Source organism: Reichenbachiella sp. MALMAid0571 (assembly GCF_040151475.1).
Classification (GTDB): domain Bacteria; phylum Bacteroidota; class Bacteroidia; order Cytophagales; family Cyclobacteriaceae; genus CAXBNB01.
Genome location: NZ_JBDKWG010000079.1, coordinates 18,704 through 42,164, shown reverse-complemented (window position 1 = coordinate 42,164; position 23,461 = coordinate 18,704). Strand labels below are relative to the sequence as shown.

Sequence of the window (23,461 nt, the reverse complement as noted above, 5' to 3'; positions counted from 1 at the left end):
ACTTGGCAATATATCTTCTACTGTAAAACCTGTGGCATCACTTGGGCCGTTGTTGGTCACTGTCAAGGTAAAGGTTACATTATCCCCTACGTTAGGTGTAGCATCACTTGCTGTCTTAACAATCGACAGATCAGTCTGTGTATTAACCGTTACGACATGAATAGCTGATGTAGCACCACATGTTTCCGAATCTGCGATAACATAAGTGATATTTGTAGAACCAGACGCTACTCCTGTCAATACACCAGAATTGTCTATGGTAGCTACAGAAGTATTGGAACTTACCCATGTAACGTCCAACGGAACAGTACCTCCACTTTCATTAGATGTTAACGTAATATTATTACCGACAAACACCTCATTTAGCCCAGTGATTGCTCCGGCAATTGGTAACGGATATACTTCTACTCTAGCACTTTCACTAGCAATAGGATCACAAGAATCGGGATCGTCATCACCAACTAATACCCGATAATATAAAATACCGCTAGAGCTTGTAGGAGCAGTATAGCTTGCCGTTGATGAACCACTCCCCCCAATAGCATTTACCCAAGCATCAGCAGATCCATCATCATCGGATTCCTGCCATTGGTAAGTCAAATTGCCAACGGCTCCACTTGCAATTACTGAAAGTATTGCCGTTTCATTCTCACACACCGTAACATCGGATGGTTGAGAATCAATTGTTTGATCTGTAACTATTGTCACAGTTGCTGTTGCAGCATTTCCAGTCCCAGTACATCCATTTGCATCTGTAATACTTGCTATTGTATAGGATGTGGTGACTATAGGTGAAACAGGAATATTTGCATTAGTAGTATAGTTCGTTATAGGATCAGTCACACCATTTAATACTACTGTATATGGGCTTGTTCCCCCTGTAATAGCAACAGTTAGATTGGTACTTTCTCCAAGACAAATACTTGTGGCTCCACTAACCGTAGCAGCGGTTGATCCCCTATTTACGGTGATAGTTGCCGTACCAGTATTCCCAGTTCCTGAACAACCATTTGCATCAGTAACATTTAAAATAGTATAAGCAGTAGTGTTGACAGGTGTAACAGAAATTTTGTTATCATCAGAATCTCCTCCATCATATAAGCTATAAGTAATTCCATTACTTAAAGTTACTGCATAAGGCCAGGATCCTCCGGAAATTACAACTGCTAAATCTATACTTTCTCCTTTACAAATTGCAGTCGTTCCACTAATCTCAGCTGAAGTAGATCCGGTGTTTACTTCAAAAGTAACAGGTGCACTGTCACTTACCATTATACTACATGGACTAGCTGTACCTGTTACTTCAATTTCTATTGTCCCATTGGCCAAACCAGAAACCAAGAAAGTTCCTGCTCCACTTGTAATATTTACATTGGTGGCAGTAAAAGAACCAACATCTGTAACAGTATAGTCAAAATCATAAGTCCCATTAGGTAACTCTGTCGCCCCGGATATGGACACTACAGCATCATCTCCCGAACAAATATCAGAAATAGAAATGGTTGGAGAAATGTCTTCATCGTCCAAAATAGTAACAGTAGCAACAGAAGGTGAACCTATTTCAATATCAGATGTTCCTAGCAAGGTCACAATCACCGTTTCATCAGAACATTCTGCGAAGGCATCATCCAGTACATCTAAAGGAATGGTAACAGAACTGGTACCTGTTGCTATAGTTGCTGATCCTGTTAAGGCAACAAAGTCGGTTCCAGAATTTGCTGTTCCACTTACTGAGTAGTTAATATTGAGATTGCTTGGAGCATTAAGTAACGAGCCACCACCATCATATAATGATATCGTATATTCTCCATCGTTGGCACCAGGTTCTGCTCCCTGATTGTCAGTCGCAACTATCCTTACTTCAGCATTACCTCCTGTAATAGTAATTGTCAATAATCCGGTATCTGTTCCATTGGCATCAGATACAACGTATTCGAATACTTCTGTCAAAGTTTGCCCAACTCCTAAACCTGAGACACTTCCATTTCCTTCATCCAAATCATATATATAGGTGCCGTTTGTTTCCCAGTTAATAGTTCCATATTGTCCAACAACATTATTTCCCGGATCATTTTCAACAGTTCCGGCAGGAGTATTTAACCTTCGCATAGAAGCAACATTTAAACCATCACCATCAACATCTGTATCGTTGCTAATCAAAGTACCACTACCATCCGTTTCATTTACCGTATCATCATCTGTGTTGTTTATCTGATTAATATCATCTGCTGCCACAGGATTGTCATTGCTACCAGTAATGGTAATGGTCAATAAACCCTGATCCGTACCTATTCCATCAGAAACTCTATATGTAAATACCTCCTGAACGGTTTCACCTTCAGCAAGGTGATTTACTAATGAGTTGGTCAAATAGTAAGTATAAGAACCATCTGAAGCCCAATCTAAACTACCATAAGTACCTGTAACATTAATTCCAGTGTTTGTTTCTCCATCAATATCCACAATGGTTAAAACATCTCCATCTGTATCAATGTCATTGGCATCTAGTTGTCCGGAACCTACGGATTGATTGACACTAGCCGTACCTTCAGTAATAGCATTAGTGTCATTGATTGCAACCGGATCAGCATTTGTAGCCGATACATTTATACGGCCTGTACCAATATTGCTATCGCTATCTCCATCGTTGACTACTACAGTAATTACCCGTTGAGTATTGTCAGGGTTTGTTGAGGAATTGTTGTAAACAATCTGTTCAATAGCAGCCTGATAACTTGAAAGAGCAGCAGATCCAATCAACACCAACTGTCCATCAGAATTGTTATAAGGATCGATTACAGATATGCCAGGAGGTAAAGTTCCTTCAATACTTAACCCTTCATCCGGCCCATCAGGTCTATTTGTCAGTATTACAGTAACCTTTTCAATATTTACGTCATTGGCATCCAAAATAATACAATCAAAATCCGAAATTCTGATATCAATTCCCCCTTCTGTAAATGAAGTAAGGTAATCTGCTCCGTTATCTGTAGAGTTGTTGTCATCCAAATCAAGTGTTGGGACACATGCGTTAAAAGCATTGTTTTGCGCATCAAAAGTATTTGACTCTGATTCTGAAACAGTAAAATTAATTATCCCGGATTCTACTGTAATCTCAATTGAATTTGCCAGTCCATTTGCACCATAAGGCCCTGCAATGATTCCACCTGTAAGCACAGTAAGGCCATGACCAGCTTCATACGCATCAGAACAACTGTCTCCATCGGAATTCAAATCCAAATGGTTGGGAATACCATCATCATCAGTATCATATTCGTCACACAGAGGGCTATTGCCAGTAATAGTACAGCTTCCTAATCCGGTAACTTGTGGATCCAAATAGTTTGGAGTTCCATCACTATCTTCATCACCACTTGGATCGAACCCACCTGGCAAACAAGCAAAACCTCCCTGAGTACAAAATTCATATGCATCAGGAATACCATCATTATCATCATCAAGGTCATCCACATCCGGTACTCCATCCCTGTCAAAATCATCATCAGTACTTACAGTTACGTTTGCTGTTGCTGTATTGCTATCCTCATCTCCATCATTGATAACAACTGTAATATTTCTATCCGCTACATCAGGATCAACTGCTATATTTTCATACAAAATATTCCTTATGATTTCTTCGTACTTAGCCAATGTACCTGAGCCAGTAATTGTAATTTGACCTGTGCTTGGATTGTACCCTGAATTTGTAAAACCAGTTAAATCAACCGAACCATCAACTGTTAACGATTCATTCGCTCCGTCGGGTCTGTTGGTCAAAACAATAGTCACACTTTCAATATTGGTATCGTCAACATCAATAATAGAATCGTCAATATCCGCTATGGCTACAGGATCTCCCCCTTCGACAAACCCGGTATAATAATTTGATGAGACCGCTCCCGAACTATTATTTGCATCCAAATCTATAACCGGAGGATCGTTGACCGGAATAATAGTGATTGTTACAGTCGCTATGTCGGTTTCTCCATTTCCATCACTTATTTCATAATCAAAAGTATCAGTGGTAGTTTCGGTTCCGTCGTGTAGATATGAGAACGTACCATTGTTGTTTAAAACAAATTCAGCTCCATTATTAGCAGGCGTGGAAAGACCTGTAACTTCCAAAACATCTCCATCTGCATCAATATCCACTCCTTGTACCAGTACACCATCATCACTTGGATCTGAACCAGTAGCCGTTCCATCAATATCGCTTACAACCAGTAAGCCACCTTCTAAAACCGTGTAAGAATCATCTACAGCTACAGGGGCATCATTAATTGGAATTATTTTGAAGGTAATAGTATCTACCAATGCTGCAAATTCTGTATCCGGATGCTCTGAATCATCTTTTACCTGAAATATAAAGTATGTATATGGATTGCCATTTTCATCCTGATCCGGTACGAATGAAAAGCTGGTTCTGCTTCCATATTGTGTTCCATTGTTCACATTTGTTTGTGTCACAGGATTGCCGTTATACTTCAAAGTACCATCTGCTGGTCTTTCTTTAATAACAATCGCATCAAACTCGTCTCCATCTGCATCCGAAAATGAAAAATCAACATCAGAAAAATCAAATGTTTCGTCTTCATTGATCACTATGGTCTTACTTGCACTATTGGGAGTCGTTTTTGGGGTCTCATAGTTACTGAAAAAACATGTATTATACAGGTCAAATTCCACCAACCTTTCTCCATCATCATCTCCTGCCGGACTAATAGTACCCCCTCTTACTTCAAATACTGAAGTGTTTTCAAAAGTACCATATACGGTATGAAGAGGTTCATTCGGATCACCTGGTGTTACATCATTGTCATTCGAAGATTCAAATGTTGTAAAAGGGTCGGTAAAATCCCGGGTGATGTTGTTTTCTTCTTCTAAGGTAACACCCGGGCTATCCAAATAGCCAACAAAATCCCTGCATGTAGTATAGCCATCCACATCTGCGCCAATAATGGCTATATTAGAAACATTTATGGGAGTTGAGGTTCCCGCAGTAACCAGAGTTATTTTCCAGTCAACATACATAATTGTACCAGATCCACTCCAATCAATTAATGGACGGAATGACTCTACATTTCCTGAATTGTCGTCCACATCCACAAGCGTACAATTTACAATAGCAGTAAGTTCTACTAAAGCGTCTAAAGAATTAACTCCTCTGTCAATATCATGAAAACGATATACTGCTCCTACAGCACCAGCAGAGCCAGATTCCAAATTGATGGTTGTAGCTTCATCGAAAGTATATTGCGGATAAGAAGTACATCCTATTGACAAATAAGATGTTGCCAGATTACTATCAGATGTTCCGTCATTTACAGTTATTTCAATTACCCGTTCAGTAAGATCAGGAGTATTTGACACATTGGTGTAACGGATAATTTTCAAGACATTTTGATAATCATCTAATTCACCCGATCCACTCAGTACAATTTTACCATCAGAATCAGAATATGGATCTGTTACTGTAATTCCCGGTGGTAATGTACCATCTACAGCCAAACCTTCATTAATTCCATCAGGCCTATTGGTCAATACTATGGTAACACTTTCGAGATGAGTATCATCCTCATCGGTAATAATTACATCTGAATCTACTACTATATCACCAACTGAACCATCTAAGAAACTTGATTTGTAATCGGCACCAGTAAGACTCGATCCATCGTCTGCATCTATGTCAATGCCAGGAGCATCATTTGCAGATACTGTAATAGAAACTAACGCTTCATTGGAGGTATCCTGATCATTGTCTTTTACGGTATATTTGACCTGAGCAGATCCAATGAAAGAAATATCAGGCGTAAAAGTTAAATCTCCATCTTCATTTACAGAATATGTACCCTCTCCGGCAATAACCAGAGGATTGTATTTATCACCTGTATTTAAAAAATTACCAGGATCAATCAAAATAATAGTAGTTGGATCAATAGTTCCATCTTCGTCGGTATCATTATCTGTTATTTTTGAAAGGGTTATAGCTGTCGCCTCATTTGTACTACCCAAATCATCATTGGCTACAGGTAAATCATTAATTTCATTTACAATTACTGGTACTATCACTTCTCCTACAGACAAAAACCCTTCATTATCTTTAGCCAGAATGGAAAATGCAGACAATGTACCACTTGAATTTGTCGGTGGAGTCCAGAAAGCCTTTAGACCTAACTCCGAGCTAACTACGTCATTTGTACCTGTGGCATAAGCTGTGGCAGTTGCTTCGGTTGCACCTATTCTCAGAGTACCGGTAGTAACACTTTTTACGACAAAGGCCACAACCTCTCCATCAGCATCATCTTCATCAGCATTGGCACTTATTTCTAAAAAATCTATTTCCACTTCTGTTTCCTCTGTAGTAGTCTCTGCCGGCCCTGTAGTACTCAGGGTTGGAGGAAATTTGACCTTTATGGTTGCAACAGTACTATTACTATCATCATTACCATCATTTACAGTAATTGTTATTTGTCTGTCACTATTGTTTGGATTGATTGATGCATTGTTGTAAACCACTTGTTGCATTGCAGTCTGGTAATCTTCAATGGTTGCCAATCCGGAAATCACAATGGTTTTATCAGTACTGTTATAAGGATAGGTTACAGTAATTCCATTAGGAAGTGTTCCATTTATTCCCAATGTTTCATTGGAGCCATTAAATATAGCACTTGATATCACAAAAGTGGCACTTCGCATGGTCAGGTCATGTTGATCCGATATCGTTACATCTGTATCAACAACTGATATTCCTCCTTTTCCTACTTGAAAATAAGCTGTAAAATCATTTCCTGCTTCTGATAAATCCAAATCAAGGCTTGGAACAGAGGTAGAGTTTATTCTACTCGTTGCAGTAGTACCATCATTATCACCATCATTAATTACAAAAGTAATTATACGACTACTGTTGTCAGACGCAACAGAATTGTTATAGGCCACACTTTCAATAGCAGTTTCAAAATTAGAGAGTGAAGATGGTCCGGTTAAAACCAACACACCAGTTGATGACACATAAGGAGTTTCAGTAATACCAGAAGGCAGTCCCCCTACTAAACTAAGACTTTCATTGCCATTCCCATCAGGACGATTGGTTAGTGTAATGGTGACTGTCTCGATATTTGTATCATCCAGATCTGTAATAGATACATCAGTATCTGAAATAGCAATATCGTTTGTACTTAAATCAATAGTAACCGCATAATCTTGCCCCAAAGCATTAGAATCATCCGTATCCAGGTCTAAAGTGGGAATCATTCGAATGTCAATTGTAGCGGTAGCAACATTACTATCACTATTTCCATCATTAACTACCACAGTTATTGTCCTATCTGAGACATCATTGATAGAAGAATTAAAATATGCAATTTGTTGAATGGCAGTTTCATAATCCGCTATTGTTCCTACTCCTGATATTTCCAATACACCATCAGAATCGTCATATTCATTCGAAATAGAAAGTGAACCAGGCAATGAACCCAAAACGCTTAACCCTTCATTTACTCCATCAGGTCGGTTTGTCAATATTATAGTGGCACTTTGTAGGTTAAGGTCGTTAGAATCAGTAATTGTAATATCTGAATCAGCAATTGATACATTGGCATCAGTATTTAGAAAAATGGGATTATAACCAGTACCTCCTGCTGAAAGATCCAAATCAAGTGTTGGGGGAGGATTGGTGTATGAGGTAGCTATGGTAAATACATCACCATCCTGAAAATCTATTCCAGAAAAGGAAACAACTCCCGAATTGAATGAAGATGCAGCAATAGTAGTAACAGATTCAGTAGAAAAATCATCATTACCATCATTGTCACCATCTATTAATAATAAAAAATCAGAAGCCGTAGTACCTGTAATCGTAATGCCACTCAAGTCAATTTCTATATCTACATTTCCAACGGTACCATTTTCCTGGATTCTCCATTCCCTATCTATCCGGGTATCTACATTTGCTGATAATTCAGATGAAATTTCTTCTATTGTTCCATTATTGTCGTTATCATTTCCCCAAAAAATAAAAGACGAATTAGCCGTGAAATTATTAGGGCTGGCAAATGTGCCTCCATTGTCAGTAAGAGCCATAGTAACTATTGCATCCGTATTAACGCTTTGTGACTTAGTCTGATTAAATACTGAATTAGCACTACCTCCGGAATCATCGCGCCCAATGCCCGCTATATCGTTATTGAATCCTGAAGATGCTTCTGATCTGTCAAAAAATATGGTTGTACCATCACTTGCCAAATAATTGATGGAAAGCGTTATGCCATACTTTGCACCCAAATAAGACTGGACTTTTTGAAGATTTGTTCCCGTAAGCGCATCAAAATAAATGATGACTTCAGCAATCTCACCATCAAGCGGGCCAGCGGCATTTCTCCTTCTGCCCAGCTCATATCTGGCAAAAGTTTGTCCTTCTCTTGTTGAGCCTGTGTTGTTTGACCCTATAGAAGAGCCATTAATAAGAGCAGATACCAGAGGATCTGTTGCATTCGAAGAAGTCAGCCCAAGTAATTGGGGCAATCCTGTATTTGAGTTGTTTCCAAAACCTAAATTGTCATCATCCCGGTAATAATACCATTCAGTACCAAATTGATCATCATTTAAAAAATCGAAACTTGCTGTTCCAGATGTCCCATTGTTAAAGATACCATCGTTTTCTCCATCTAAAATAGGCAAATCAGCCACAATGAAAAGTGAAAATTGTGATACAGAACTTGATGCTGGTGTATATGTCAGGTAGTCATCCACATCGTCAAATGACACAACCGCATTGTAGTTTATCCGTTGGTTTCCTGTAGTAATGTATAATGGACGGTTACCTGGTGTTCCTTGAGTAAGGTTTCTGGCACCACCACTTCTATCAGCCCAAGTTTGAATCGCTCCGGAACTTAGGCCTGCTTCAGAAGAACCTTCTACTATTCCATCAGCATCCAGATCACCTGCATTCAGCCATAATTGTAAGCTGGAAGACACACCACCGGGTGATTGAGCCTTACTCTCTGTAATTAAAACCGTTCCAAGTAAAAAGAAAATCCATATAAACCGGATATACGAAATGTATTCAAAAACTTTACAGATTCTCATAGCTATATTCAAGTTCGTATTTAATAAGCAGCATTTAAAGGTGCAAAATAAACTATTCCCACAAAATTTGATAATTTCTCCTGCGAATATGCAATATTTGGCGGTGAGTGGAGTTACAAGAAACAACAGTCAAAACTCAAGTAACAACCACTCAACACGCCAAATAACCAGCTATCATCAAAAACCTTTTTCTACATTTTATATTATAGACAAAAAGAGTCAGTATTTAACACATTGTCAATAGACCCTAAGGTCTATATTTAAAACTCACAAGACATATTTTATTACACTTAATTCTTATTAAAAATTCATAGCAAGCATTATATTTTTCAGAAATGAAAAAGGGTTTTATAGACCAAATGCTTATTTTGAAATACTGTTATAGGTATGTTTGTGTTTATTGACGTTTATATTGCGATTAAATACTACACCAATGAATTGCTTTGTCAACCGTATTTCCATGTTCTTTTTATTTTTATGTGGAAACCTATATGCTCAATCTCACACTCAAAAGAAAGATTCCTTAGAAATCACAATCACTCAAATAGAGGATCATTTACTCTCATTGCGGTTTGATTCTGCACTATTGGTTGTGAAATCTGTAAATACAAGTAGTAACTACACAAATGTATTATCCAGACTGTGCCAGCCTGGTATGGCTAGCTATGCTGACTACCTTGCTTTCATAGAAGCAATAAAAGAAAGGGAGGCCAACAACTTTCGCCAACTTGACAAGTTCATCCAACATAATGTAAAAATGCCAGATAAGACTGGTGAAATCAATATGGACTTTGTTTATATCAAGTGGTTACAAATAAGAAATCTTGCCAATGAACTACTTGTTTTAAGAGAGGCAAGCATACAAAATGACTCTCTCACAAAATACATATCTCAATTCGACAAAAACGCCCCTGACACAAAAAGAGCAGAAATATTGGCAAGTACCCATGAGATAATAATGGCTGAAATACAAGGCAATATTAAAGTTGGCAAAGCCATTTGCCTTAAAAACGAAAAAACAGCCAGAGCAATGAATGATACCAGTATGATTATATTGTCTCTTTACCATCTAAGTGATTTCTTGCAGCGAGAAGGGAAACTTGACGAATACATAGCAGTAAGTGAAGAGTCTTACGAATTGGACAAGCTACAGGCAGTAAAAAGTCCATATTATACTGGTACTTTGTCTCACCTTATTAATGCACTGGTTTATAAAGGAGGATATGATGAACAAGTTATAGAACTTTTAGATGAGATGTATAATGCTCCCGGCGCAACTACATTGAGTTATAATCTTTACGCCCAGTTTTTAAGTACCCTTCCACCAGACTCTCCATACAAGGAAATCATCTATAAAAAATTTGAAGTGAATGATCTGCCTGGGTTTTGTGATAAAATAATGCTTCTGTCTGAAAATGTGTTAAACCTAAACGACTACTATCATGTACTAAGACAAAGTGCCAAAGCCTTAGCAAATGAAGGTTTATACAAAGATGCTTTGAACTATCAAAGCAGAGCAGTAGCCGTCAATAAAAAGGTCTATTCACAAGAATTATCAGAAAATCTTGCTAATTATGAAACCAAACTTGCAGTAAAAGAAAAAGAGTTGGATGTAAAGCATGAACAGGAAAGATCAAGGTTATATCTGATAATAATGAGTCTGACCGGATTCTTACTGACGGTAGCCTTATTCGCATTTATCCGATCACAAAAACAGACAAAAAATCTTAAAATCAAGAATGACTTTATCGCCCAACAACGAGATGCAATTGTCAAACGAGAGGCCGAAAAAGAATTGTTACTCCGGGAGGTCAACCACAGGGTAAAAAACAACTTTCAAATTATATTGAGCTTACTGGAAATTCAAGCCACTGATATTCAAGACCCCAAAGCATTGGCTTTGACACATGAAGGTAAAAGCAGGGTAAAATCCATGTCTCTAATCCATGACAGTTTGTATCAAAACGACGACTTAAACATCCCTTTTGATGAATACGTGAAAAAATTGATTGCAGAAATATCCAACATGTTTACAATCGAAGAGCAACCACAAATATCCATTGCCCCTTCTACGCACTCGTTTGATATTGATACAGCTATACCATTGGGCTTAATCATCAATGAACTGGTAACCAACGCTTTTAAATATGGCTTTGATGAGACGAAAAAGTTACTTAGCATATCTGTCAATCAAGGAAATGAATCAGGAAGTTACGAGTTAAAAGTAACAGATAACGGTAGAGGAATTGCTACAGACTTTGATTTGGCTACCTCTAAAAGTACCGGACTTAAACTGGTGCAAAGATTGGCAAAACAACTCCAGGGTAAAATAGAATACAGCTACGAATCAGGATGTTCTTTTCTGGTCTCATTCAAGGATACAGAAACCCGAAATAGAGAAAACGACATGGCTCTGACCTGATTGTTTTACACATCATTGCGCAACACCCAGTTGAGCAGGGAATGTGTGGTATTAGGAAGTTTAAGCTTTTTACATATATTATGCCTATGGTTTTTTACCGTACTTAAACTAATATTCAATTCAACAGCTATTTCCTTAGATGTAAGGTTTTCTTTTATTTTCTGAAGCACTAGCTTTTCAGTCGGTGTAATTTCAGAGATATACTCCTGCGATATACTAATTGTTTTCTTTTGTGACAGACGTTCATAATTATTGAAAGCCACCTCTATTGCGGTAAACACATCTTCTTTTCCGAAAGGCTTCACCAAATAAGCATAAGGCTGAGTTTGCTTAGCCAAATCAAGGGTTTGCTGATCGGAATATGAGGATAAAAAGATATGTGGCGTATCAGATTTGCTTCTGATATATTCAGCCACATCTATACCTGTTTTTTTACCACCCAGGTAGATGTCAAGAATAACCAGATCCATTTCCTCTTTGTCAAACCTTTCTATTGCTTCTTTATAAGAAAGAGCTGGTTCTAAAGATTCATACCCAAGCTGATCCAATGTTCTGCAAAGTCCATCGGCTATGAGCACCTCGTCTTCTACCACAAATATCCTTTTCTTCATTAGCTTAAATTAACCCTCCCTTTCAAGATAAAGATATTGTGAAAATAATGCAAACCTGATAATTTGTCGTTCAATTGCATCTAAATTTATAATCCACTCAACGTTCGATTCTTCTTTAGTTATTGAACTATGAATAAAACCCAGAATAAAGTCACGCTTTTTTTACAAAAAAATCTATGGCTTTTGTAATTCTTTGATAAGTGCTTCTAAAGTAAAACCACTTACAGAATGATTACTTACAGTAAACCGCCATGACAATTGCCCTGAAATGGCTTTAACTTCAACAAGTTTTTCGGAAGACTCATCTAATTCGTAACCAATCCTTTTGAGTGCATGTTTTGTCCATTCAAAAGCTGCCCCCCCTCCTATCAAATTTATTTTTCTGATTGATTGATTATGAAATTGTACATTTCCTGTCAGTAAATCAATTTCAAACTCCTGTTCATGAAACGATCTGTTAATCTGTCCCCCTAAAGCCAGGTCTTCCGGGGTTCCGGTTTCCATCGGCTGGTTAAAATTCATCAACCACAACTTATCAGCAAACTGCATAGACAATGACAATTCATGGGTAGATATAATGACACATCTGTTTTTTTTTATTTCCGAAAGCAACTTCATGATTTCGGCTCGATTGATCAAGTCCAAATGTGCTGTCGGCTCATCCAGTAAAACAATTCTGGTGTCTTGTGCCAATACTCTGGCAATCATGGCTTTTTGCCTTTGACCATCACTTAAATCACTCATTTTTTTATCGGCAATATAATCCACCTTGCAAAGTGCTATAGACTCTTCCACTTTGGCTCTATCTGTTGCACCCAGCTTTCCCAACCAATTGGTATAAGGATATCTGCCTAGTGAAACCAATTCCCTGACAGTCATATTTTGAATACCGATTTTATCTGTGGTTACTATCCCCAAAACACGTGAAAGCTCCTGATGGCTCAGGTTATTGATTTCATTGCCTTCTATTAGAACATTACCAGCCAATGGCTCTTGCAGGTTGCTCAATGTCCTCAGTAATGTCGATTTCCCCACTCCATTTTGTCCCAATAAACACACCATTTCATTCGAATGGGCTTCCAGGTTTATGTTTTCTCCTATGACCTTTTTCCCGTATCCAATACATAAGTTTTTAGTCGATAACATGGCTGTATCTGTTTGTGTCATCAAAAATTGGATTGAAGGTTTTTACGTTTCACGATCAGCCAAATCACCAATGGACCACCAAAAAGTGAAGTAACTGCATTGAGTGGCAAGGTTTGGGTAAACCCTGGCAACCTGGATACAATATCACAAACCAGTAAAATGATTGCACCTGAAAAAGCAGTCACAGGCAGTATCTTGTTGTGATCTGAGGTATCCACTACCATCCGTGCAATATGTGGCACTGCCAATCCAATAAATGCAATCGGACCACAAAACGCTGTGATCGTACCAGCCAACAATGCTGTGAGGAAAATAATGCCATATCTGGCAGATTGGATATTCAATCCTGAATTTTTAGCATAAACCTCCCCCAGTTGTAATATATTAAGAGGCTTAATCATAAATACAGACAGTAGTATTGCCACCACCATTATTGGGCTGAGAATCAGAAGCTCTTCCTTTGTGACCCCTCCCAAATCACCAAAAGTCCAGATCAGATAAGACTGAATGCTCTCAGGAGTACTGAAATATTGCAATATACTCACGAGAGAGGAAGTGGCACTGCTAAACATCAGACCAATAATAAGCAGTGACGTATTGTTGTTTACCTTCTTTGAAAAAAACAACACAACCGAAAATACCAAAAAAGCACCTACAACAGAACCAGCGGTAACACCCCAATTTCCCGTACTGAATGTAAAAAGACCAAACCCTCCCAAAACAACAACGGCTACACCCAGACTTGCACCAGAACTAATACCCAACACAAATGGGCCGGCCAGAGGATTTCTAAAATAAGTTTGCATAAACAACCCACTCAGGCTCAGTCCCATTCCTGCCAATATAGCAGCTACAGCTCTTGGCAACCTGAAGTTCAAAATAATATTTTGCCAGGAAGAATGCTCTATCTCATTGCCCACCAAAATATCCCAGACATCTCCAAGTGGTATCTTCACAGACCCGATTGACAGGTTCAGTAAGAAAACCAAAAGTAGAAGTATGGATAATAATGGAATGTGTTTTTTCAAATGGCAGTGCAATGTAAATATTCACGAAAATAATTAAACGATCATAGATATTAATCTACAATTGTCTTAATTTTGCAGAGGCAAACCGATACGACCAGCTCCTATCGAATCCCCCAGGGTTGGAAGGCAGCAAGGGTAGATGGTTGTAGCGGTGCGATATTTGGTTTGCCATTTTATTTTCTCCCCTTTCATACATCCGCTTTTTATTTTCTTCTTAGATTTGTTTTCTTCCAAAAGAAAGCTTGTAATTTTACTTTAGTATCAAAAAGAATGCTTTGCTCTACCAATTAAAATGTACATTATCAAAGTAAAAGGAAAGGCCAAAATACCAGACTATATCCAGCTTAGGGATGACAATTTTGTCCTGGTTGCTTATTTTCGGGCGGATAGGCCTTTGAAGAAATTGGAGAAGTACGGCCTTGAAGGCAAAGAAAGTGAATTGTCGGAGGTCATTGAAAGTCTATCCTACGGAAAACTTGAACCACTAAATATTTGACTATGGAATTCAGTTCGGAACCAGTTGTTTGTGTAAAAAATGCCGATATCTATCAGGAAAATCAGGTGGTATTAAACAACATTGCCTTCAATATAGACAAAGGTGAGTTTGCTTACCTGATTGGACGTACCGGGAGTGGAAAATCATCCCTGCTAAAAACCATATATGCCGATTTACCCCTCCGGTCTGGTGAAGTAGAGGTAGCAGGCATCAACATCATGGGCATCAAACGAAAGCAAGTTCCGCACTTACGACGTAAAATAGGGATCGTTTTTCAGGATTTTCAATTGTTCAATGACCGATCGGTAACCGAAAACCTGATATTCGTGATGCAGGCTACCGGCTGGAAAGAATCTTCTAAAATGAAAGCCAGACTAGCCGAAGTACTCATGCGTGTAGGGCTGGGAGCTGTTTCTTCAAAGATGCCTCACCAGCTTTCAGGAGGTGAGCAACAACGAGTGGTTATCGCCAGAGCCTTGATCAATGAACCAAGCATCCTTATAGCCGATGAGCCTACCGGCAATCTTGATCCAAAGGTATCAGATGATATTTTCAAACTATTTCTGGAAATAAACAGAAGCGGTACGGCGGTACTAATGGCCACCCATAACCATACTTTTCTTACTAATTATCCCGCCCGTGTGCTCAAATGCGAAGCAGGAAAAATACTGGATTCAGAAAAAGAGGAATTTGAATTGACCGGGTATTATTGATGGATTGAAAACAACTTTAGTCAACAAAAGTCTGTTTTATTACTTTTTTAACTGACTCTGACTCTGACAATTTTAAAACTCCCAGCTTTCGAATTATCCTTTGTTTATCTATAGTCCTGATTTGATCCAGTACAATCCAACCATCTAACTTATTGTGACGAACCAATACTCGTGTTGGATATTTTTTTGACTTAGTAGTCATAGGAGCTATAGTAATGGTTCTTATGTTAAAATTCAGTTCATTCGGAGAAATAATTACGCATGGCCTGGTTTTCTTGATTTCACTCCCTACAGTAGGATCCAAATTAACCAAAACTATGTTATATTGGTTTAACTCCATTCGTCAAAATTCTCTTCTGAAAACACATCATTGATTAACAAATAGTCATCACCTACTTCTGACATCCTTTTAAAAGCATTATCCCAACCTTTTCTAGGTTGGGCAACAGGCTTTAGGATGATTCTGTTTTTTTCTAAAATTACCTCAACCTTGTCTGTAATATTATACTGCTCAAGAATTTGTTTATTCAACCTGAGTCCCTTTGAATTGCCTATTTGAATAATTGAAGCTTCCATTGATACTAATTAATGTAATAACAAAGTTATTACAAAATAAACAAAGAAGATACAAATTGGCTTTAGAATTTATACATTACTATTTTGAGTAGTCTCCAAAAAACTACTGCACAGGCACATACACCACCTTCTTCGTTTCAAAAAATTCTTCTTCAAAATAATCTGGAAGGTTGAATAACTTATACCTGAGTTTTGATTCTGACAGTTCTTCTTTCAGGTCTCCACCTTTGAGATAGAATATCCCATTTTTCACGTCATGAATCAATTCTTTATTGAATTTCCCCTTTACCCATCCATAAAACGGCTTCAGTCTGGTGACTGCCCGGCTGACCACAAAGTCATACTTATCAGTAAGGCCTTCAGCTCTGGCTATTGTACCTTTTACATTTTTAAGGCCTAATTCCTCTGCTACCTGATTGACTACTTTTATTTTCTTTCCAATAGAATCTACCAAATGAAAACTCACATCGGGAAACAAAGTAGCCAAAGGAATTCCCGGAAAACCACCACCAGTACCCACATCCAAAACACTTGCACCTGGCTGAAATACAATCACTTTAGCAATGGCCAGAGAATGTAGAATATGGCGGGTATAAATCTCATCAATATCCTTCCTGCTCACCAGGTTTATTTTGGCATTCCATTCCGTATAAAGTGCTCCCATCCGTTCAAATTGAGAGATTTGATTGTCTGTAAGGTCAGGAAAATACTTTACGATTTGTGCTACCATGAGATTTTGAAATGTGGCGTTTAACCAATTGAGGTTAAAACATATTTACACGACCTTTTACTAAGTCATATACTGATCATATATCCATTAGATGGAGTATTATCACTGAGTCCTTTTGTCAGTCTTTATTAAATGTGCTGCTTTTTATCCTTCACCAAATCATACATCAATTCCCTTGCCCGGTGAAGTTGTGCCTTAACTGTTCCAAGTGGAGCATCCAATGTCTTGGCTATTTCATCATAAGACAATTCATCAAAATACCTCAAGCGAACCAATCGCTGGTATTTTGGTGGTAGTTTGGTCACAAACATTTGCACCAATTCTATCTTCTGATCTTTGATGGTTTCTTCCTGTGGATTCAGGTTATGGTCTTCCACATCTATATTTACAGGCTCTCCGCCATCATCTTTGAATGACGTATTAAGGCTAAACGTATCCAGCTTCTTCTTTCTGATAAAATCAATGGCATTGTTGGTGGCAATCCTGAAAAGCCAGGTACTGAACGTATAGTCTTTCTTGAATTTATGTAGGTTTTTAAAAGCCTTGGCGAAAGCTTCCATAGTCAGGTCTTCCGCATCATCTATATTTCTTACCATTTTCAGAATCATGTGATACACAGGTCTCTTGTACCTGTCCATTAATTCTGCAAATGATTGTTCGTCACCATCATTTACCGCATGGTCGATCAATTTAAAGTCCTTGAGTGCTTTTTCCGAGAATTGTTTTTTTAACTCCATGTAACCTTTTTTGTGCTGAGTGTGGCAAAACCCATTATCAATAAATAAACGCTATAAACGAAATCTATTATGGGTAACGACCAAATTACAATACGTTCTCCAAATTTTTTAGATATACTATTTACAATTAAACCATTTAAAATTAGCCTTATTGCTAACACTCCAAATACAAATTCGGGAAAATAGTTTGCTACCGCTAAAATAATAAATGCAAACCAAAACAAAAGGTGACTTAAAGAATACAACCCAAGTAACAATTTATCTTTAGTATTATAATATTTACTTACGGAAATATGTCTTAACTTTTGCTTAAAATAATCCGGGATTGTTTTCTTACTGTAAGACCAAACCAGAGCATCCTTTCCAAGACAAACCTCAGTGTTTGCCCCATTTGCGTACTGATTGACAAACAAATCATCATCGCCTCCCAATATTTTCTGAAATTGATTAAACCCGTTATTCTCAAAAAAAACGGATTTGTTGTAAGCCATATTTCTGCCCACTCCCATATATGGATTACCAGCTATGGCAAAAGAATTGTACAACATGCCAGTCATCTGAGTTTCATACCGGCTAAAAGTATTGACAAACCCCGGTTCACTTTTGAACTGTGAATACCCCAAAGCAAAATGAGTTTTATCTTCAAAACTATCGGCCATTGATTTTACCCACTGATCAGAAGCAGGAATACAATCAGCATCTGTAAACAGTAATCGTTCATACTTCGCCACTTTCACGCCGAGAGTAATCGCATATTTTTTAGAATTGATATGATCAGGTGTACGGTCAATGTCCACCATCTTCAATAGTGGATTGACTTTACTTTCCTCTAGTAAAAAATCATACGTTCCATCATTAGACTTGTCATTCACCACAATAATTTCATAGTCACTATACTCCTGCTGATACAGGTTGGGCAAGAGCTTTTTAAGATTTTCCAAGTCATTATATGCACAAATAATGATCGAAATAGCTGAAGCATTCTGAGCATTGACACCCCTATCCAACTTATGGCTCAATATGCTTACGGCAAAGAATAGCCAATAAATTGTCTGGACAGATGCTGCTATCAGAAAAAGGATGAAAATTATTTCAATCATTCTATAAAACAGGGTTAGTTTTAAAAGCGTGCAAAGATATAATTCTGCATCAATTGACCATACATAGACTTACGAATAAATAAAATAAAGCCAATTGTTCATAGCATTGATTGTGCAATTGGTTCCGATTCGACATATTTTTGCGGCGAATATGGAATTTGAATTAACAAAAACTGATGCCCAATCCAAAGCAAGAGCGGGTAAAATAACCACAGCACATGGAGAAATAGAAACTCCGATTTTTATGCCTGTAGGTACTGCAGGTACAGTAAAAGCGGTGCAACAAAGAGAACTCAAAGAAGATATAAAAGCTCAGATTATTTTGGGAAATACTTATCACTTGTATCTCAGACCAGGTTTAGACATCATCAAAGAAGCAGGAGGGCTTCATAAATTCAATGGGTGGGACAAACCAATACTGACGGACAGTGGTGGCTATCAGGTCTATTCCCTTTCTGAAAAACGAAAAATCAAAGAAGAAGGTGTTACATTTCAGTCGCACATAGATGGTTCCCGACATGTATTTAGCCCTGAAGTGGTAATGGATATCCAACGCACTATTGGAGCTGACATTATGATGGCTTTTGACGAATGTACTCCTTTTCCATGTGAAAGAAAATATGCCGAAGATTCTATGCACATGACACACCGTTGGCTGAAAAGATGCTGCGATCGATTTGATAGTACAGAGCCGCTTTATGGCTATGACCAGACTTTTTTTCCAATAGTTCAAGGGAGCACTTACAAGGATTTGCGCACGCAATCCGCTGAAGCAATTGCTTCATTTGGACGAGAAGGCAATGCCATTGGTGGATTGTCCGTAGGTGAACCTGCCGAAATGATGTATAAAATGACCGATCTGGTTTGCAACATATTGCCAAAAGACAAACCCCGATACCTCATGGGGGTTGGTACACCAGCAAACATCATTGAATGTATAGCCTTGGGGGTTGATATGTTTGATTGTGTCATGCCTACAAGAAATGCACGTAATGGTATGTTATTTACTTCAGAAGGCATTATCAATATCAAAAACGAAAAATGGAAAGATGACTTCTCTCCTATAGATGTTAATCTTGGGAGCTATGTAGATGTAAGCTATCATAAAGCATACCTTAGGCATTTGATTATTAGTAAGGAAATATTAGGTGCGCAAATAGCCAGTTTGCACAACCTTACGTTCTACCTTTGGCTGGTAAAAGAAGCAAGAAAAAATATTATAAATGGGACTTTCTCTACCTGGAAGAATGCCATTTTACCGAAGTTGGAGAGAAAATTGTAACATTCTTGAAATAGAATATTAAGAGAGAAAATTGAAATTAATTGACAAGTACATATTGAAAAAATTCCTTACCACATTTGCCTTTGTGGTCTTGGTCTTAGTCACTATCATAGTTGTTATTGATTTTACAGAAAAAAATTACAAATTCATAGATTATGAAGTACCCGGGAGAGAAATTTTAAAATACTATCTGACTTTTATCCCTTTTATTGCAGGGCTCATCACTCCTATTACTGTTTTTATTGCAGCAGTATTGGTTACAGCAAATCTGGCTGTACGTACTGAAATCATAGCCATTCTTTCAAATGGCATTAGTTTCAGGCGTATGATGTTTCCCTATTTTCTTGGGGCTTCTATGATAGCTATTGTCAGTTTTTACCTCAATGGATGGTGGCTTCCCGACCTAAATAAAATCCGGCTGGGGTTTGAAGTAGAATATCTTGAAAAACCTTTCTATTTCAATGAGAGAGATGTTCACATGCAACTCAACGAGACTGACTTTCTTTATTTCCAGCGATATAACAACCGCTCTGATATTGCATTTAAAGTAACACTGGAGAGAATAAAAGAACAGGAATTGGTTCAAAAATTGACTGCCGAAAAAATGAAATGGGATACCCTCACAAGAAAGTGGGAATTGCAAAACTGGAATAGAAGAACAATAAAAGATTTCGGAGAAGAATACGAAACCGGAGAAAAGCTGGATACTTTGTTAAATATAAAACCTGAAGACTTTGCTTACAAATACAGATTGAATGAGGCACTTACCATTGATGAACTCAATGAATACATTGCAATATTGAAGAGCCGCAGTTCGGATGAAGTAGAGGTGTATGAGATAGAAAAGTACATCAGATACATGCTGCCCTATGCTGTCATCATTCTTACACTGATAGGCATCAGTGTGTCTGCCGAAAAATCAAGAGGCGGAACCGGATTCAAAGTAGCTCTCGGCTTCCTGATCGCTTTCATCTACCTGATAATGTTCGTACTTGCAAAGGCCATAGCGGAAGCCGGATCAATCTCTAACAACATTCTGGCTATCTGGATGCCAAACATTATTGGACTTATTGCCGGATTGATTCTGTATCGATTTGTTCCCCGATAATTTTTAGAGATGACAGATTCCCATCCTTCTTTATTCAGGCCTTATCTTCACCTGCATTTCCTGGTATTTGTATGGAGTTTTACTGCCATTCTCGGAAAATTGATTTCAATTCCGTCATTAGAAATCGTGTTTTACCGTACCCTTTTCACCTGTATTTCACTCTTTGTAATTATCAAACTAAAGGGCCTTTCATTATCCATTGATAAAAAAAACTTTGCAACAATTTTTGGAACAGGGAGCATAATTGCTCTTCATTGGGTACTCTTTTTTTTATCTGCCAGAGTCTCTAATATATCCATTTGTCTTGCCGGAATGGCCACTTCCTCTCTTTGGACAAGCCTCATCGATCCTATTATGTCCAGGAGAAAAATTAAAATTTATGAAATAGTTTTAGGTATTGTAGCCATCATCGGTATTTCTGTAGTATTCGATGCTGTTATTGACCAATACATTGGCTTCCTGATAGCTGTATTATCTGGCTTTTTGGCATCCGTATTTATGATAATCAATAGTCGATTGGTTAAAAAAAGAGACCATTTTGTGATCAGCTTTTATCAAATGCTGGGTGCTTTTCTATTTGTACTATTGTTCCTGCCAATCTATGGCTTTATCATTACTGATAACTCAATACAATTGTCACTAAACCTATCAGATACCATCTGTTTGTTGATTTTATCTCTGGCTTGTACGGTTTACGCATATTCCAGTTCTATCAAACTGATGCACAAATTATCAGCTTTTGCTATGACACTTACTATCAATCTGGAGCCCGTATATGGTATCCTGCTGGCGGTAATAATATTCAAAGACGATGAAAGAATGGGAACGAGCTTTTATTGGGGTACCGCCATAATTCTCTGCTCTGTCTTGCTGTATCCTGTGCTATCTTCTTACGATAGAAGAAGATCGTTGAAAGCATTCTAAAGAAACCAATCAAATGACAGGAATTTGATAAAATTAAAATATTTCCTATCTTGTAAGCTTGAATATAAAATTCAGACTGACCTAATTTCTGAAAACCATCCCATAAGGGATGGTTTTGTTTTTCATACTCTACACAACATATAATTCGTAAAATGTTTAATTCAGATTTTGCCGATTTATACTTCTCAGGTTAGGAGGTTAGGTCTTAAAAAAGTTTTGTACTTGCTACCTACAATCAATTTAAGAAAGTGAAATGAACGAAAGCAATAATAGTAGAAGGAAATTTATAAAGAATGCGACTAAAGTAAGTGCGTTAGCTACATTTGGTGTAGCACCTATATCAGGAGTTCTGGCCAAAGAAGAGGATAGTACAACAGAGCACAGTTTTCTTACACCACCTTATTTACAGTCGCTAACACCCACTTCAGTCGATATCATGTTTGTTACCAATAAACAAGCCTACAGTTGGGTGCAATTTGGTGAGCAGAATTTGGGAAATAAGGCTCATACAATTTCAGATGGATTTGTCAAGGCTTACAATCGGGTGAATTGCATCAAACTAGCTAACCTGGAACCTAATACAGAATATAAATATAGGGTAGTTTCAAAAGAAATAACAATCTTTAAACCCTACGATCTGCAATATGGATCCACTATTGAATCTGAAGTATTTTCATTTAAAACCCGACCAGCAGAAGAACAAGAAGTCAAATGTGTCATTTTTAATGACATACATGACAGGCCATACTCATTTGGGGAATTGCTAAAAGTCAATGGAGATAAGCCTTTTGATTTTGTATTACTCAATGGTGACATGTTCGACTATGAGGAAGATGAAGCTCAGGTAATCAATAATCTTTTAACACCCTGTGCCGACTTATTTGCAAAGAGCAAACCATTTCTAATGTTGAGAGGAAATCATGAAACAAGGGGAAAGTTTAGAGCTGAATTAAAAAATTATTTTTCTTACCCAACGGATCAATATTATTTTGCTTTCAATTGGGGGCCAGTACATTTCACTTTTCTGGATACCGGAGAAGACAAGCCGGATGACGCTGAAGTATATGCCGGTATAGTCGATTTTGATTCCTTTAGAGAAAAACAAGCTGCATGGCTTGAAAAGGAAATGCAGAAACCAGAATACACCAGTGCGAAGTATAAAGTTGTATTCATGCACATTCCACCTTTTTATTCCGGAGATTGGCATGGCACCATGCACTGTAGAAAAGTATTCAGCCCATTATTTGATCAATACAAAGTGGATCTGGTTATATCAGGCCACACACATAAATACGGTGTTCATTTATCTGGCGAAGAACACTCATATCCTATAATAATAGGAGGTGGCCCCAAAACAGGCACCAGAACAATTACAAATCTCCAGGCCAACCAAGATAAACTTGAAATACAAATGATCGATGATAGTGGCAATAAAGTGGGAGAATATATTTTAAAGTCTTAATATTTAGATAAAGTGAAGGATCAACAATTCAACTAACTTTAC

General features: G+C 37.8%; 16 protein-coding genes. 7 read left to right on the top strand and 9 right to left on the bottom strand.

All coding sequences use genetic code 11. The features are described from left to right. Positions 1-9,084 (bottom strand): beta strand repeat-containing protein (locus AAOP42_RS02000; RefSeq protein WP_349526779.1); only part of this gene is annotated, 9,084 nt, incomplete at its 3' end. 433 nt (positions 9,085-9,517) lie between these two features. Between AAOP42_RS02000 and AAOP42_RS01995 the strand changes: the two genes are divergently transcribed. Next, the gene (locus AAOP42_RS01995) at positions 9,518-11,506 is read left to right on the top strand and encodes a sensor histidine kinase (protein ID WP_349526778.1); all 1,989 of its coding nucleotides are present in this window, start codon (positions 9,518-9,520) and stop codon (positions 11,504-11,506) included. A gap of 5 nt (positions 11,507-11,511) precedes the next feature. On the opposite strand, the gene AAOP42_RS01990 is transcribed toward AAOP42_RS01995, so the two are convergent. The 3 genes from AAOP42_RS01990 to AAOP42_RS01980 form a co-directional block, all read right to left on the bottom strand. Continuing rightward, positions 11,512-12,117, bottom strand: a complete 606-nt coding sequence (locus tag AAOP42_RS01990) for a response regulator (RefSeq protein WP_349526777.1) — start codon at positions 12,115-12,117, stop codon at positions 11,512-11,514. 174 nt (positions 12,118-12,291) lie between these two features. Beyond that, positions 12,292-13,284 carry an ABC transporter ATP-binding protein gene (locus AAOP42_RS01985; RefSeq protein ID WP_349526776.1) on the bottom strand — a complete coding sequence of 331 codons (993 nt, stop codon included), beginning with the start codon at positions 13,282-13,284 and terminating at the stop codon, positions 12,292-12,294. Continuing rightward, on the bottom strand, positions 13,284-14,291 hold the full coding sequence (locus AAOP42_RS01980) for an iron chelate uptake ABC transporter family permease subunit (RefSeq protein ID WP_349526775.1): 1,008 nt from the start codon (positions 14,289-14,291) through the stop codon (positions 13,284-13,286). Before AAOP42_RS01980 ends, AAOP42_RS01985 begins: the two co-directional genes overlap by 1 nt. Before the next feature lie 292 nt (positions 14,292-14,583). Between AAOP42_RS01980 and AAOP42_RS01975 the strand changes: the two genes are divergently transcribed. Together AAOP42_RS01975 and AAOP42_RS01970 are read left to right on the top strand one after the other, a co-directional pair. Continuing rightward, complete coding sequence (locus AAOP42_RS01975; protein ID WP_349526774.1) at positions 14,584-14,787, top strand: fructose-6-phosphate aldolase; 204 nt, start codon at positions 14,584-14,586, stop codon at positions 14,785-14,787. Between the two features lie 2 nt (positions 14,788-14,789). Further along, positions 14,790-15,500 (top strand): cell division ATP-binding protein FtsE, encoded by a 711-nt coding sequence (locus tag AAOP42_RS01970; protein ID WP_349526773.1) that lies wholly within the window; start codon positions 14,790-14,792, stop codon positions 15,498-15,500. 16 nt (positions 15,501-15,516) lie between these two features. Here AAOP42_RS01970 and AAOP42_RS01965 read toward each other — a convergent pair whose 3' ends face one another. The 5 genes from AAOP42_RS01965 to AAOP42_RS01945 form a co-directional block, all read right to left on the bottom strand. Beyond that, positions 15,517-15,840 (bottom strand): type II toxin-antitoxin system PemK/MazF family toxin, encoded by a 324-nt coding sequence (locus AAOP42_RS01965; RefSeq protein WP_349526772.1) that lies wholly within the window; start codon positions 15,838-15,840, stop codon positions 15,517-15,519. Then, complete coding sequence (locus tag AAOP42_RS01960; RefSeq protein ID WP_349526771.1) at positions 15,831-16,076, bottom strand: AbrB/MazE/SpoVT family DNA-binding domain-containing protein; 246 nt, start codon at positions 16,074-16,076, stop codon at positions 15,831-15,833. Before AAOP42_RS01960 ends, AAOP42_RS01965 begins: the two co-directional genes overlap by 10 nt. 103 nt (positions 16,077-16,179) lie before the next feature. Beyond that, positions 16,180-16,806, bottom strand: coding sequence for a 16S rRNA (guanine(527)-N(7))-methyltransferase RsmG (gene rsmG / locus AAOP42_RS01955; RefSeq protein WP_349526770.1), 627 nt, complete (start codon positions 16,804-16,806; stop codon positions 16,180-16,182). Positions 16,807-16,934: 128 nt separating this feature from the next. Further along, positions 16,935-17,543 carry an RNA polymerase sigma factor gene (locus tag AAOP42_RS01950; RefSeq protein ID WP_349526769.1) on the bottom strand — a complete coding sequence of 203 codons (609 nt, stop codon included), beginning with the start codon at positions 17,541-17,543 and terminating at the stop codon, positions 16,935-16,937. Then, positions 17,534-18,643: a glycosyltransferase gene (locus tag AAOP42_RS01945; RefSeq protein ID WP_349526768.1), complete on the bottom strand. Its 1,110-nt coding sequence runs from the start codon at positions 18,641-18,643 to the stop codon at positions 17,534-17,536. Before AAOP42_RS01945 ends, AAOP42_RS01950 begins: the two co-directional genes overlap by 10 nt. Before the next feature lie 151 nt (positions 18,644-18,794). Between AAOP42_RS01945 and tgt the strand changes: the two genes are divergently transcribed. The 4 genes from tgt (at position 18,795) to AAOP42_RS01925 (ending at position 23,419) form a co-directional block, all read left to right on the top strand. Further along, positions 18,795-19,925, top strand: coding sequence for a tRNA guanosine(34) transglycosylase Tgt (gene tgt / locus AAOP42_RS01940; protein WP_349526780.1), 1,131 nt, complete (start codon positions 18,795-18,797; stop codon positions 19,923-19,925). A 31-nt stretch (positions 19,926-19,956) separates the two neighbouring features. Continuing rightward, complete coding sequence (locus AAOP42_RS01935; RefSeq protein WP_349526767.1) at positions 19,957-21,033, top strand: LptF/LptG family permease; 1,077 nt, start codon at positions 19,957-19,959, stop codon at positions 21,031-21,033. Between the two features lie 9 nt (positions 21,034-21,042). After that, positions 21,043-21,957 carry a DMT family transporter gene (locus AAOP42_RS01930; RefSeq protein WP_349526766.1) on the top strand — a complete coding sequence of 305 codons (915 nt, stop codon included), beginning with the start codon at positions 21,043-21,045 and terminating at the stop codon, positions 21,955-21,957. A gap of 253 nt (positions 21,958-22,210) precedes the next feature. Continuing rightward, complete coding sequence (locus AAOP42_RS01925) at positions 22,211-23,419, top strand: purple acid phosphatase family protein (RefSeq protein ID WP_349526765.1); 1,209 nt, start codon at positions 22,211-22,213, stop codon at positions 23,417-23,419. Positions 23,420-23,461: the final 42 nt, after the last annotated feature.